Here is a 12,376-nt window from a genome sequence, read left to right as displayed (position 1 = left end):
AGTTCTCGCGCCGAGTGATGTGCACGTCGTAGCCCATGGTCAGCCAGGGTAGACCGGGAGACCGACATGATCGCGAAGTCACACTGGAGTACTAGGGGTAGGGCAGCAGCTCGGGCCGCTTCGGCGGGCGGCCGTCGCCGGAGGAGCGGCCGGTGAGGCGGCGCCCGATCCACGGGCCGAGGTGGGTGCCCAGCCAGCGGGCGTCGGAGCGCAGCCGCTCGGCGCGGCCGGTCGGGGCGGCGGGCGGCAGCGGGGCGCGCCAGTCGAAGGCGGCGGGGCGGCCGAGCGCCTCCAGCACGCCCTCGGCGACCCGGCGGTGGCCCTCGGGCGACAGGTGCAGGCGGTCCTCGGCCCAGAGCCGGCGGTCGTCGAAGCAGGGCGCGGAGAAGAGGTCGACCACGGCGATGCCGTCCTGCTGCCCGAGCTCCTGCACGAAGGCCTTCATCCGCAGGATGGCGGGCAGCAGCCCTGCGCTGCCGGCCAGGCGGCGGGTGGGGTCGGTGCTGGTGAACAGGACGACGGTGGCGCCGGCGGCGCGCAGGTCGGCGGCGCAGCGGCCGAGCAGCCGCTCGACCCGGTCCATGTCACAGCCGGGGCGAAGCACGTCGTTGAGGCCGCCGGCCAGGGTGACGAGTTCGGCGCCCATGGCGGCGGCGGTGGCGAGCTGCTCGTCGTGGATCTGGCCGATGAGCTTGCCGCGGACGGCGAGGTTGGCGTACCGGAAGCCCCCGTCCGCCTGCCCCACCCGATCCGCGGGCTCGGCGGCGGGAGCGTGCACGGCGAGCGCGTGCTCGGCGGCGAGCGCCGAGGCGACCCGGTCGGCCCAGCCGCGGTAGTGGCCGTCGGGCAGCAGGTCGTCGCACATGCCCTCGGTGAAGGAATCCCCGACGGCGACGTAGCTGCGGTACGTGATGGGCACGGACTGCCTCCGCTCTCCTGAGATGGCTCCGCGGTCCGACGATCGTACGTGTGCGCCAGCGGGCCGCGGCGACGGGGCCCGGCACTCATTCCGCGTCCACTGCCCGTTTATCGGTCCGCGCCATCCTGGGAACACGGGGCGGCGGCCGGCGACGGGGGCCTTGCCGCCGCCCCTTCACGCGGTGGCCTCCCCCGCACCCGGCGGTCACCCCGGGGCGACGACCGCCTCGTCCGTAGCGCGCCCAGCCGTGAACCAGTGCTCGCGCACCGCGTCGGTGGGCCGCTGCTCGCCCAGGGCGCCCAGCCCCCACTCCCCCAAGGCCTCGATCACCGGCCGCAGTTCGCGTCCGCGCCCGGTCAGCTCGTAGACCGTCGCGCTGGCCGGCCGCTCCAGCTTGCGGCGGACGGCGAGCCCCTCGCCCTCCAACTGCTTGAGCCTGGCCGCGAGGATGTCGGTGGAGACGCCGGGCAGATCGGCGTGCAGGTCGGTGTAACGGCGTGGGCCGCCGAGGAGTTCACGGACGATCAGGAGGCTCCAGCGCTCCCCCACCGCGTCCAGGGCGCGGGCGACGGCGCAGTACTGGTCGTAGCTTCGGCGTGACATGTGGATCAGCATAGCCAAAAGGTTGGACTTTCCAAGTGCCAACTTGGTAGAACAAAGCAGAAGCAACGGAGCGGTGGTGACGGTCGGGAGGCCGCAGATGGAGTTTCGGCAGTCGAGCAAGCTGAACGACGTGTGTTACGAGATCCGGGGCCCGGTGGTCGACCAGGCCAACGCCCTGGAGGAGGCCGGGCACAGCGTGCTGCGGCTGAACACCGGCAACCCGGCCCCGTTCGGCTTCGAGGCGCCCGAGGAGATCATCCAGGACATCATCCGCAACCTGCCCAGGGCGCACGGCTACAGCGACTCGCGCGGCATCCTGCCGGCCCGTCGCGCGGTGGTGCAGTACTACCAGCAGCGCGGGGTCCAGGGTGTCGGCGTCAACGACGTCTACCTCGGCAACGGTGCCTCCGAGCTGATCCAGATGGCCGTCACCGCGCTGGTGGACGACGGGGACGAGGTGCTCGTCCCGATGCCCGACTACCCGCTGTGGACCGCGTCGGTCCGGCTGGCCGGCGGCAAGGCCGTGCACTACCTGTGCGACGAAGAGGCCGAGTGGTACCCGGACCTGGACGACATCGCCGCCAAGATCACCGCCCGCACCAAGGCGATCGTGGTCATCAACCCCAACAACCCCACCGGCGCGGTCTACCCGAAGGAGCTGCTGGAGGGCATCCTCGACCTGGCCCGCCGCCACCAGCTGATGGTGCTGGCCGACGAGATCTACGACAAGATCCTCTACGACGGCACCGAGCACCACTGCCTGGCGGCCCTCGCCGACGATGTGCTCACCCTCACCTTCAACGGCCTCTCCAAGGCCTACCGGGTGGCCGGCTTCCGCAGCGGCTGGCTGGTCGTCTCCGGCCCCAAGCAGCACGCGACCGACTACCTGGAGGGCCTGACCATGCTCTCCGGCATGCGGCTGTGCCCCAACGTGCCCGCCCAGTACGCCGTCCAGGCCGCGCTCGGCGGCCACCAGTCCATCAACGACTTGGTGCTGCCCGGCGGCCGGCTCACCGAGCAGCGCGACATCGCGGTCAAGGCGCTCAACGAGATCCCCGGCGTCAGCTGCGTCAAGCCCAAGGGCGCCCTGTACGCCTTCGCCAAGCTCGACCCGGCGGTGCACCGGATCGTCGACGACGAGCGCTTCGTGCTGGACCTGCTGCTGCGCGAGAAGATCCACGTCGTCCAGGGCACCGGCTTCAACTGGCCCCGCCCGGACCACTTCCGCTTCGTCACCCTGCCCCGCGCCGACGACCTGGAGACGGCGATCAACCGGATCGGGCGCTTCCTCGCGACGTACCGGCAGAGCTGAGCGCATACGCTCAAGCGCATGACCGTCCTGCGTTCCGTCGCTCTGTTCGTCCTCGCCGCCGTCGCCGAGATCGGCGGCTGCTGGCTGGTCTGGCAGAGCGTGCGGGAGCAACGGCCGTGGTGGCTGGCCGGGTTGGGGGTGGCGGCGCTCGGCGCGTACGGCTTCGTCGCGGCGCTGCAGCCGGACAGCCACTTCGGCCGGGTACTGGCCGCGTACGGCGGGGTGTTCGTGGCCGGCTCGCTGCTCTGGGGCATGGCCGTGGACGGCTTCCGACCGACCCGCTACGACGTGCTGGGCGCGCTGATCTGCCTGGCCGGGGTCGCCGTGATCATGTACGGGCCCCGGCGCTGAGCGTGGCCGGGCCCCGGCGTCGAGGAGTTCCTCGGCACCGGGGCCCGTCAGGTCGATCAGGGCCTACCAGCCCCAGCCGCCGCCCTCGCCGTCGTCGTCGCGGCCGGAGTCCCAGCCCTCGCCGACCTTGCGCAGGATGCTGTAGTTGTCGATCTGCTTGCCGTCCTCGGTCAGCGCGGTGACCTTCATGACCGACGTCTGGCCCAGGTGTGCCGGGGTGACGTCGACCTTGATGAAGGAGTAGCCGGTGTAGCGCACCCGCGACCACTGGATGGTCTCGGGGGTCTTCACCCGGCCCTTGCTCCAGTAGTAGGTCTTGACCTCGTCCTGGTGGTTCTCGTGCCCCTCGTAGGTGTCCGGCACGTCGAACTTGTACAGGCTGCGGCCGGCCGCACCCGCGGTCACGTAGACCACGCCGTCCTTCTCGGGCTCGATCGTGGCACCGCTCGGCACCTGCTTCGAGACCTTGTTGCCGAGGATGGCGTCGGTGCGCTCGTAGATGTGGTTGTGGCCGTTGATGACCAGGTCCACCCGGTACTTCTCGAACAGCGGCACCCAGGCCTCGCGGACACCGCCCTCGGAGGCGTGCGCGACGGTGGTGGAGAAGGCGCAGTGGTGGAAGAAGACCACGACGAAGTCGACGGTCTCGTCGCCGCGCAGGTCCTCGAGGGTGCGCTCCAGCCACGCGGTCTGCTTGCCCGCCGAGAGGCCCAGGTTGGCCGGGATCTCGTAGGACACGTCGTTGGCGTCGAGGGAGATGACGCCGACGTTCTTGTAGCGGAAGCTGTAGACGCCGGGGACCTTGCGCGGGTCCGGGCCGTTGTCCGGCAGGTAGAAGCGGGTGTTCTCGCCGCCGTAGCCGTTGGGCGAGTACCAGGCCTCGATGTCGTGGTTGCCGTACGCGACCATCCACGGCACGGTGGCGGCGACCGTCTCGGTCTGGACCAGGAAGTCGTCCCAGGTCCGGGCGTTGTAGACGGACTTGTCCGGGTCGGTGCCGGAGCCGGCCGGGTCGGCGTAGCAGATGTCGCCGGCGTGCAGGTGGAAGGCCGGGTTCTGGGCCAGGATCACGTGGTCGTTGCCGGCCGCGTGCGAGCTGACGCCCTGGTCGCCGAAGGCGGTGAAGGTGAACGGCTCGTACACCTTGCCCCAGCGGTGGTCGCGGGCGGGCGCGGTGCGGAAGGTGTGCAGGGTGGAGATCCGCTGCTGCGAGGCCGGATCGAAGCCGTCGTGGCCGACACCGTAGTAGTAGGTGGTGTCGGGGTGCAGGTCCTCCAGGGCCACGTGCAGGTAGTACTGGTCCACCGGCTGGCTGTTCGGGGTCAGCGCCGGGGTGTGCAGGGCGCGGACCTCGGCCTGGACCTTGTGGCTGAGGTCCCACGGGTGCTTGCCGAAGCGCAGGAACGGCTTCTTGACCGGCGCCGGGACCTGCCAGGAGATACGGAACTGGGTGTCCGGCTCGGGGCCGAACTGGAGGTGGCGCCCGATCGGCGCGACCAGCGAGCCGTCGATACCGTCCGTCGTGCCGCCCGTCAGCAGCTGCGGGCCGGCCGGGGCCGCGACCGCGGTGCCGCTGCCCAGCGCACCGCCGACGGCGATGGCGCCCACCGTCACGGCGCCGGCGCGCAGCATCCGGCGGCGGGAGAAGCGGGCCCGCAGGTACTCGTGCTGCTCGGCCATGCTCATGCGGTCGGCAAGCTTGGCCGGCACGCCCATGTTGGGGATATCCATGCGCCGGACTCTGTCAGCGGCGCGTTGACCGCACGCGGACTTCCGGTGAACGAGCGTCAGCGCGTCCCCCACTCGAACATCAACGTTCGATCATGGTTAGGCAAAGAACATGCCCATGATGAATCGACGTCGGACCATGGGAGCCTTCGGTACCGGGGCCTGACCCGGCGAAACGGCCGGGCCCGGCCGTGGCGGTGCAGGCGACACCGACGGGTGCAGATCAGGCGGACGGTTCGTCCCAGTGCGTGGCGGCGCGGTCGCCGGTGCCGTCGCAGGTGCGGCAGATCTCGTCCCGGTAGGCCTGCTTGGCGCCGGTCGCGTCCACCCGGTAGCGGACGTACACCCCGGTGCCGTTGCAGAGGAAGCAGTTGCCGCCGCCGCCGCCCACCTCGGTGGTGCCGGTGCCCTGGCAGGTGCGGCAGTTGAGGCCGGCGGTCCGGCCGGTGCCCGCGCAGATACGGCAGACCGTCGTCATCGTCTTCCTCCCTCGGCGCGGAACCGCTCGATGCACCGGTCATGGTAGTGGTCCGGTCTCACGGCCGCCCCGGGACTTCGATCTGACAATCCGTCAGTACTGATCCGGCCGGTCAGGGAGTCAGTCGGGCAGGGCCTCGCGCACCCGGCGGGAGACCGAGATCAGCTGGAGGTCGAGCAGGCCGGGCGGGTCGGCCAGGCCGGGACCGCCCGCGTGCACCCAGGCGGCTATGTCGTCGATCATCTCGTCCATCAGCACGAAGCCGAGCCAGACCGGACGGCCGCCCGCCGCCCGGCCTTCGCCGGAGGGGCCGACCACCACCACGTTGGACTGGGTGCAGACGTCCAGGCACTTCACCGCGCGGACCCGGCCCGCCGAGCCGACCGCGGTCCGCAGCCGCTCGTACTGCCCCGCGTGGTCCACCCCCGGGTGCTTCGCCTCGGTGCCGCAGCAGCAGCCGCGGCAGACGGTCACGGTCACCGGGGACCCGGCGCCCTGCTTCCGGTCGCGGTCACGGCGGCTCATCGGCTCTGCTCCCCCTCGGGTCGGCGAGCCCCGGTCGGCGGCACGCTCTGCACCGGAACTGTACCGGGCGCCCGGGGACCCTCCGCCGGGCCGGGCGCCCCTCACTAGGATTCCGAGGGTCCCGCGACACGGGGCGGTTCCCAGGGAAGGACGGGCGGATGCCGAAGCGGAGGGCCGTGGGCCTGTGGTTCTCGGTGGCCGTGGCGGTGCTCGGGATCCTCTGCGGGGCCCTCGGGCTCTCGGTGGTCCTCACCGGCGGCTACTCGGTGCACCGGATGGACGGCACGGCGATGGGACCGGGACTGCGGCAGGGCGACCGGATGCTGACCGACCGCGTCGCGGCCGCGGACGTCCGACGCGGCGAGATCTACATCGTCGACTCCCCCTGGGACCTCCACCACCCCGTCGTCTCCCGCGTGATGGCCCTCGGCGGCAACCGCATCGCCTGCACCGGCGGACAGCTCAGCCTGGACGGCAAACCGCTGGACGAGCCGCTCGCCCGGCAGACCGGCACCTGCCCCCACGACTTCGACGTCACCGTCCCGCCCGGGCGGGCCTTCCTGATGGGCGACGGGCGCGACCAGGCGATCGACTCCCGGCTGAAGCTCGACGACGGCCGGCAGGGCACCGTCGACCTCGCCAAGCTCACCGCGGGCCGGGTGGTCTGGCACTCCGGCACCGACTCCCCCGCCCTGCCCGGCAAGCTGATCGGCGCGGCGGCGCTGATGGTGCTCGGGGCCCTGCTCGCCCTGGCCGGGCTGGTCGCCTCGGTCGTGATCGCCTCCTTCGCCGTCGCCCGGCGCCGGACGGCGGCGTGACGTACCCGGCGGAACCGGACGACGACGCGGACGGATCGGGACCGGTCACGCTGTACCGGGGCAGCAGCGTCGACGAACTGCGGGAGATCGTCAGCGGGCGGCTCTCCGCGCACCGCCTGGCGGTCCTGGGCAGACAGCGACTCGCCAGCTGCTTCCGGGTGTTCCACGAGGGCGGGATCGGGCTCTACGACCTGCGCTACGGCGCGGACGTCCGGCTGAACACCGAGGAACTGCCCGACTTCTACAGCGTCATCCTCCCCGTCACCGGCGACGTACGGGTCCGCGCCAACGGCATCGAACTGCCCTCCGCGCTGTTCGTCGCCGGGCCGGGCGACCAGGTGTCCATGGAGTGGGACAGCCGGGCCCGCAACGGCGCGCTCGCGGTCTCCCGCGAGACGGTCGAGCAGGCCCTCGCGGTCCGGCTCGGCGACCTCCCCCGCCAAGCGCCCCGGTTCCGCCACCACCTCGACCCCGCCGACCCGGCCGTCCACGCCTGGGTCGAACTCGCCCGGCACTTCATGCGGTTCGCCGTCTCCCCGCTCGGCCGCCGCTCCCCACTGGGCCTGGGCCACTTCGAGAAGCTGCTCGTCGACGGCCTGCTGGACGCCCAGCCGCACTCCTTCAGCGGGCCGACCGCGGACGGCGCCCGCGCGATGCTGCCGAGCGCGCTGCGCCGGGCCACCGCCTACTGCGCGGAGCACGCGCACGAGGCGCTCTCGGTCGGCGACATCGCCCAGGCCGCCCGGGTCGGCGTGCGCACCCTGCGGGAGGGCTTCCGCGCCCACCTGGACACCACCCCGCTCGCCTACCTGCGCGAGGTCCGGCTCGACCGGGTCCACCACGAGCTGCTCGCCATCGCCGACGGTCGGGCGAGCGGCACGGTCACCGAGGTCGCCTGCCGCTGGGGCTTCACCCACCTCGGCCGGTTCAGCGCGGCCTACCGGCGCACCTACGGGCACCCGCCCTCAGAGACCCTCGGGCGCAGCGCCTGACCGGCCGCCGGGCTATCCGGAAAGCTGCGTGCGCACCGGCCGAATGCGGATAGGCACGGGGGCGCCGCTCGGGCAGGGTTGGTCGCGAGCAGTGGCGGTGCGCCCCGCTCGGGGGACGGGGCGCACCGCGACGGCGTACGGGGCGCCTGACAGCCGGGGAGCCGACGCCCGTACCGCCGAAGCCCCAACCGTCAACGCCCGTACCACCGAGGGCCGCTACGCCACCGCCTCCGCCGCCGCCCGGCCCGCCGTGCGCCCGGAGAACAGGCAGCCGCCGAGGAAGGTCCCCTCCAGGGAGCGGTAGCCGTGCACGCCCCCGCCGCCGAAGCCGGCCGCCTCGCCCGCCGCGTAGACGCCGGGCAGCGCCTCGCCGTCCGGGCGCAGCACCCGCGAGGACAGGTCGGTCTCCAGTCCACCGAGCGACTTGCGGGTCAGGATGTTGAGCCGGACGGCGATCAGCGGGGCGGCGGCCGGGTCGAGGATGCGGTGCGGGGCGACGGTGCGCACCAGCTTGTCGCCGAGGTAGCGGCGGGCGCCGTGGATGGCGGTGATCTGGAGGTCCTTGGCGAAGGGGTTGGCCACCTGCCGGTCGCGGTCCTCGACGGTGCGGCGCAGCTCGTCCGGGTCGATCAGCGGTTCGCGGGTCTTGGCGTTCATGCCCCGGGCGAGGTCGGCGAGGTTGCCGGCGACCACGAAGTCGGGCCCGTGCCGCAGGTGCCCCTGGACCGGGCCGGGGGCACCGGGCAGCGCCCGCCCGAGCACCCCGCGCACGGATCTGCCGGTGAGGTCGGGGTTCTGTTCGGAGCCGGAGAGGGTGAACTCCTTCTCGATGATGCGCTGGTTGAGCACGAACCAGGTGTGCTCGTGGCCGCTCGCCATGATGTGTTCGAGTGTGCCGAGGGTGTCGAAGCCGGGGAAGAGCGGGACGGGCAGTCGCCGGCCGCGGGCGTCCAGCCAGAGCGAGGAGGGGCCGGGCAGGATGCGGATGCCGTGCCGGGCCCAGATCGGGTCCCAGTTCTCGATGCCCTCGGTGTAGTGCCACATCCGGTCGCCGTTGATCAGGTTGCCGCCCGCCCGCCCGGTGATCTCCAGCATCAGGCCGTCGACGTGCGCGGGCACCCCGGAGAGCAGCTTGGCGGGCGGGGTGCCGAGCCGGGCGGGCCAGGCCTTGCGGACCAGGTCGTGGTTGCCGCCGATGCCGCCGGAGGTGACGATCACGGCCTGGGCGCGCAGTTCGAAGCTCCCGGCGACCTCGCGCGAGCTGGCCTCGCCGCGGCCCGCCGGGCTGGGGACCAGCACCTCGCCGGTGACGGTGTCGGTGCTGCCCGCGGTCGCGGTCAGCCCGGTGACCCGGTGCCGGAAGCGCAGGTCGACCAGCCCGCGGGCGGCGGCGGAGCGGACCCGCCGGACGAAGGGGGCGAGCAGCCCGGGCCCGGTGCCCCAGGTGATGTGGAAGCGCGGCACCGAGTTGCCGGGCCCGTCGGCGAGGAGGCCGCCGCGCTCGGCCCAGCCGACCACCGGGAAGAACCGCACGCCCATGCCGTGCAACCAGGAGCGCTTCTCGCCGGCCGCGAAGTCGACGTAGGCCTCGGCCCAGCGGCGCGGCCAGGCGTCCTCGGGCCGGTCGAAGCCGGCCGTGCCGAGCCAGTCCTGACGGGCGAGCGCGTGCGAGTCGCGGATGCGCATCCGGCGCTGCTCGGGCGAGTCGACCAGGAAGAGGCCGCCGAAGGACCAGTGCGCCTGGCCGCCGAGCGAGGCGGCGGGTTCCTGGTCGAGCAGGATCACCTTCCGTCCGGCGTCGGCGAGTTCGGCGGTGGCGGCGAGGCCGGCGAGTCCCGCTCCGATGACGATGACGTCGGCGTCCAGGGCCATTGCGCAGTCCTCCGTCGCGGCTGTCGGTGTGCGCCCGATAGTGCGGCCTGGGGTGACGCCCGGTCAACCGGTCGGTAACAAGCGTTGACACGAATTCCGCTCCACCCCGTTTCGGAAATGTCTCCGATACACGGTGGAGCGGAATTCGAAATGTCACCCAGTGTCATCTGACGGGATTTCCGGAATTTCCACCGAAACGATGGACGCGCGCGAAACCTGGCAGTAACTTACCTGTGAGTAGCTGTGGCCCGGCTCGGCACGACCCCCACCCGTCGTTTCTCTCCCCCAGGAGGAACCGTGCTCCGCCCTGCCCGGAATTCCCGGCGACTCCGCAATTCCACCGCGCTCGCCGCGGTCGCCCTCGGCGCCGCCCTCGCGCTCACCTCCACCACCGCCCAGGCCGCCACCGCGGCGCCGAAGCACTACGTGGCTCTCGGCGACTCCTACGCCGCCGGCGCCGGGGTGCCCGGCCAGTCGGCCGGACTGTGCCTGCGCTCCGACCACAACTACGGCCACCTGGTCGCCGGCGCGCTCAAGGCCGGCGCGTACACCGACGTCACCTGCGCGGCCGCCAAGGTCAAGGCGATGACGCAGCCGCAGTACGACGCCTTCATCCGGGTCAACGACCCTCAGCTGGACTCGGTGACCGGCGACACCGACCTGGTCACCCTCGGCATCGGCGGCAACGACCTCGCCTCCAGCGACCTCGGTCTCGGCGAACTGGTCGCCACCTGTATCGCCGGCGCGGTCGTCAACCCGCTCGGCACGCCCTGCAAGGACGTCTACCACCACGGCTACTGGGACTGGAACACCTGGTCCTGGCAGTACGGCAACGACGACCTGGCCGAGCGGATCACCACCACGATCGCCCCGCAGATCGCCACCACCCTGCGGCAGATCCACGCCAAGGCCCCCAAGGCCAAGGTGCTGCTGGTCGGTTACCCGTCCGTGCTGCCCGCCGACGGCTCGAAGTGCGTCCTGCGCCAGCCGGTGACGCCGGGTGACGTCGAGTACATGTACGGCGTGCTCAACAAGCTGAACGCCGCCCTCAAGTCCACGGCGGCGGCGGGCGGCGCGACGTACGTGGACACCGCGACGCCGACCCTCGGGCACGACGTCTGCTCGGACGACCGCTGGATCGAGGGCGCGCTGCCCGGCTCGCCCGCCGTGCCGTTCCACCCGAACGTGACCGGCGAGAAGGTGATGGCGGACGCGGTGCTCGCCGCCCTGCGGTAGCGGTCCGTCCCGAACGCCCCGAAAGGCCCCGAGGGGTCGGTGACCAGACCCCGGTCACCGACCCCTCGGCTTCGTGGAGGGTGCTTTCCCGCCGGTCACTCCGACTCGGCCGCGGCCAGCCCCGCCGACCACTTCTCCTCGACCTTGCCGAACTTCCAGAACGCGATCGCGCCGATCCAGGTCAGCACGAACAGGCCGACGATCGCGTAACCGACGAAGTTGAGGTCCAGCGCGCCGATCCAGGCGATCGGGCCGCTGGTGATGTCCAGCTTCTCGCCGATCAGGCCGATCAGCTCGATCAGGCCGATGACCAGCGCGACCAGCACCGACAGGCCGGTGACGGTCAGGTTGTAGTAGATCTTGCGGACCGGCTTGGAGAACGCCCACTCGTAGGCGAAGTTCATGAACGAGCCGTCGATGGTGTCCAGCAGGCTCATCCCGGCCGCGAACAGGATCGGCAGGGTCAGCAGCGCGTACCAGGGCAGCGAGAACGCCGCCGCGCCGCCCGCCAGCACCAGCAGCGACACCTCGGTGGCGGTGTCGAAGCCCAGGCCGAACAGCAGGCCCACCGGGTACATGTGCCAGGACTTGGTGACCGCCCGGGTGACCTTGCCGAGGATCCGGTTCATCAGCCCGCGCCGCTCCAACTGGCGCTCCAGCTCGGCCTCGTCGTACTCGCCATCGCGCATCCGGCGGAACACCTTGAGGATGCCGTTGAAGGCGCCCAGGTTGATCAGGCCGAGCAGCAGCAGGAAGGAGCCGGAGACGGCGGTGCCGATCAGGCCGGTCATCTTGTGCAGGGTCGAGTCGTCCGCCTCCACCTGGTCGGCGAGCGAGCGGATGCCGAAGGCGAGCAGCGCGCAGAGGCCGAAGACGATCGAGGAGTGCCCCAGCGAGAACCAGAAGCCGACCGACAGCGGCCGTTTGCCCTGGCCCATCAGCTTGCGGGTGGTGTTGTCGATCGCCGCGATGTGGTCCGCGTCGAAGGCGTGCCGCATGCCGAGGGTGTAGGCGGTCAGGCCCATGCCCGCGCCGAAGACCTGGCCGCCGACGTCGTAGTGCTCCGGCGCGACCAGCGCCAGCAGGGTGAACCAGCCGACCACGTGCAACGCCAGGATGAAGCCGCCCATCCCAGCCAGGCGCATCCACTCCTCACGGGTGAGCCGGTCGCGCCATCTGACGGGAGGGGCACCTGCGGCGGCGCTGGACATCCTGGGGTCCTAATTCGTGAGTAGTGATTCCAGTCGGCCCCGGGTGGGCCGGTGGACTTGCTGCCGGATGGGGCCGGCTCTCGTCAGGGTTTCCAGGCCTGGGCGAGGGCGGCTGTTCCATCCGGGACGGGGTTCGCGGTGGTCGCGTGGGCGTCGGGCTGACTCCTTATGTGTCCCGGCCCGGTGAGGCCTCACGAAAGACCGGTGGCGCCCGGCGTTCTCGGGCCGCCGCGAAACCCGTCCGGCCCGGCCGGACGTTGATCGTCGTGGTGCGAGCCCTCCGCGGGGCGATCTCTGCTCCAGTCCCGAGCCTTCGAGCTCTGAACGAGAT

Annotated in this window: 11 protein-coding genes and 1 pseudogene; 5 read left to right on the top strand and 7 right to left on the bottom strand. The window is 71.9% G+C overall.

Annotated features, from left to right (window positions below):
- Nucleotides 1-91: 91 nt before the first annotated feature.
- Together ACFQ87_RS41105 and ACFQ87_RS41100 are read right to left on the bottom strand one after the other, a co-directional pair.
- Complete coding sequence (locus ACFQ87_RS41105; protein ID WP_380616077.1) at nucleotides 92-919, bottom strand: SGNH/GDSL hydrolase family protein; 828 nt, start codon at nucleotides 917-919, stop codon at nucleotides 92-94.
- Between the two features lie 249 nt (nucleotides 920-1,168).
- Nucleotides 1,169-1,522: pseudogene (locus ACFQ87_RS41100) on the bottom strand (winged helix-turn-helix transcriptional regulator); the annotation flags it as partial.
- A gap of 97 nt (nucleotides 1,523-1,619) precedes the next feature.
- Between ACFQ87_RS41100 and ACFQ87_RS41095 the strand changes: the two are divergent.
- Both ACFQ87_RS41095 and ACFQ87_RS41090 read left to right on the top strand, forming a co-directional pair.
- Nucleotides 1,620-2,834 carry a pyridoxal phosphate-dependent aminotransferase gene (locus ACFQ87_RS41095; protein ID WP_380616076.1) on the top strand — a complete coding sequence of 405 codons (1,215 nt, stop codon included), beginning with the start codon at nucleotides 1,620-1,622 and terminating at the stop codon, nucleotides 2,832-2,834.
- A gap of 18 nt (nucleotides 2,835-2,852) precedes the next feature.
- Complete coding sequence (locus tag ACFQ87_RS41090) at nucleotides 2,853-3,185, top strand: YnfA family protein (RefSeq protein ID WP_380616075.1); 333 nt, start codon at nucleotides 2,853-2,855, stop codon at nucleotides 3,183-3,185.
- Between the two features lie 63 nt (nucleotides 3,186-3,248).
- On the opposite strand, the gene ACFQ87_RS41085 is transcribed toward ACFQ87_RS41090, so the two are convergent.
- The 3 genes from ACFQ87_RS41085 to ACFQ87_RS41075 all read right to left on the bottom strand — a co-directional run bounded on the left by ACFQ87_RS41085 (nucleotide 3,249) and on the right by ACFQ87_RS41075 (nucleotide 5,916).
- Complete coding sequence (locus ACFQ87_RS41085) at nucleotides 3,249-4,916, bottom strand: fibronectin type III domain-containing protein (protein ID WP_380616074.1); 1,668 nt, start codon at nucleotides 4,914-4,916, stop codon at nucleotides 3,249-3,251.
- A 220-nt stretch (nucleotides 4,917-5,136) separates the two neighbouring features.
- Nucleotides 5,137-5,391, bottom strand: a complete 255-nt coding sequence (locus ACFQ87_RS41080; RefSeq protein ID WP_350739139.1) for a hypothetical protein — start codon at nucleotides 5,389-5,391, stop codon at nucleotides 5,137-5,139.
- Between the two features lie 120 nt (nucleotides 5,392-5,511).
- Complete coding sequence (locus ACFQ87_RS41075; protein ID WP_380616073.1) at nucleotides 5,512-5,916, bottom strand: (2Fe-2S) ferredoxin domain-containing protein; 405 nt, start codon at nucleotides 5,914-5,916, stop codon at nucleotides 5,512-5,514.
- A gap of 158 nt (nucleotides 5,917-6,074) precedes the next feature.
- Here ACFQ87_RS41075 and lepB point away from each other — a divergent pair, with 158 nt between their 5' ends.
- Together lepB and ACFQ87_RS41065 are read left to right on the top strand one after the other, a co-directional pair.
- On the top strand, nucleotides 6,075-6,734 hold the full coding sequence (lepB, locus tag ACFQ87_RS41070) for a signal peptidase I (protein WP_380616072.1): 660 nt from the start codon (nucleotides 6,075-6,077) through the stop codon (nucleotides 6,732-6,734).
- The gene (locus ACFQ87_RS41065) at nucleotides 6,731-7,726 is read left to right on the top strand and encodes an AraC family transcriptional regulator (RefSeq protein ID WP_380616071.1); all 996 of its coding nucleotides are present in this window, start codon (nucleotides 6,731-6,733) and stop codon (nucleotides 7,724-7,726) included. Before lepB ends, ACFQ87_RS41065 begins: the two co-directional genes overlap by 4 nt.
- A 216-nt stretch (nucleotides 7,727-7,942) precedes the next feature.
- Here the strand turns inward: ACFQ87_RS41065 and ACFQ87_RS41060 are convergent, their stop codons facing one another.
- Nucleotides 7,943-9,598: an FAD-binding dehydrogenase gene (locus ACFQ87_RS41060; RefSeq protein ID WP_380616070.1), complete on the bottom strand. Its 1,656-nt coding sequence runs from the start codon at nucleotides 9,596-9,598 to the stop codon at nucleotides 7,943-7,945.
- Nucleotides 9,599-9,895: 297 nt separating this feature from the next.
- Between ACFQ87_RS41060 and ACFQ87_RS41055 the strand changes: the two genes are divergently transcribed.
- Nucleotides 9,896-10,834 carry an SGNH/GDSL hydrolase family protein gene (locus ACFQ87_RS41055; protein WP_380616069.1) on the top strand — a complete coding sequence of 313 codons (939 nt, stop codon included), beginning with the start codon at nucleotides 9,896-9,898 and terminating at the stop codon, nucleotides 10,832-10,834.
- Between the two features lie 95 nt (nucleotides 10,835-10,929).
- Here ACFQ87_RS41055 and ACFQ87_RS41050 read toward each other — a convergent pair whose 3' ends face one another.
- Nucleotides 10,930-12,045, bottom strand: coding sequence for a HoxN/HupN/NixA family nickel/cobalt transporter (locus ACFQ87_RS41050; RefSeq protein WP_380616068.1), 1,116 nt, complete (start codon nucleotides 12,043-12,045; stop codon nucleotides 10,930-10,932).
- Between the last annotated feature and the right edge of the window lie 331 nt (nucleotides 12,046-12,376).

The organism is Kitasatospora sp. NPDC056531, assembly GCF_042794375.1.
Taxonomy (GTDB): Bacteria; Actinomycetota; Actinomycetes; order Streptomycetales; family Streptomycetaceae; genus Kitasatospora.
The sequence above is the reverse complement of the archived record's forward strand: the minus strand, read 5'-3'. Positions and strand labels throughout refer to the sequence as shown.

Coding starts and splice junctions, on each gene's coding strand:
- ACFQ87_RS41085 (WP_380616074.1), bottom strand. CDS start 4,916: ATGGATATCCCCAACATGGGCGTGCCGGCCAAGCTTGCCGACCGCATG.
- ACFQ87_RS41075 (WP_380616073.1), bottom strand. CDS start 5,916: ATGAGCCGCCGTGACCGCGACCGGAAGCAGGGCGCCGGGTCCCCGGTG.
- ACFQ87_RS41050 (WP_380616068.1), bottom strand. CDS start 12,045: ATGTCCAGCGCCGCCGCAGGTGCCCCTCCCGTCAGATGGCGCGACCGG.
- ACFQ87_RS41090 (WP_380616075.1), top strand. CDS start 2,853: ATGACCGTCCTGCGTTCCGTCGCTCTGTTCGTCCTCGCCGCCGTCGCC.
- lepB (WP_380616072.1), top strand. CDS start 6,075: ATGCCGAAGCGGAGGGCCGTGGGCCTGTGGTTCTCGGTGGCCGTGGCG.
- ACFQ87_RS41060 (WP_380616070.1), bottom strand. CDS start 9,598: ATGGCCCTGGACGCCGACGTCATCGTCATCGGAGCGGGACTCGCCGGC.
- ACFQ87_RS41095 (WP_380616076.1), top strand. CDS start 1,620: ATGGAGTTTCGGCAGTCGAGCAAGCTGAACGACGTGTGTTACGAGATC.
- ACFQ87_RS41080 (WP_350739139.1), bottom strand. CDS start 5,391: ATGACGACGGTCTGCCGTATCTGCGCGGGCACCGGCCGGACCGCCGGC.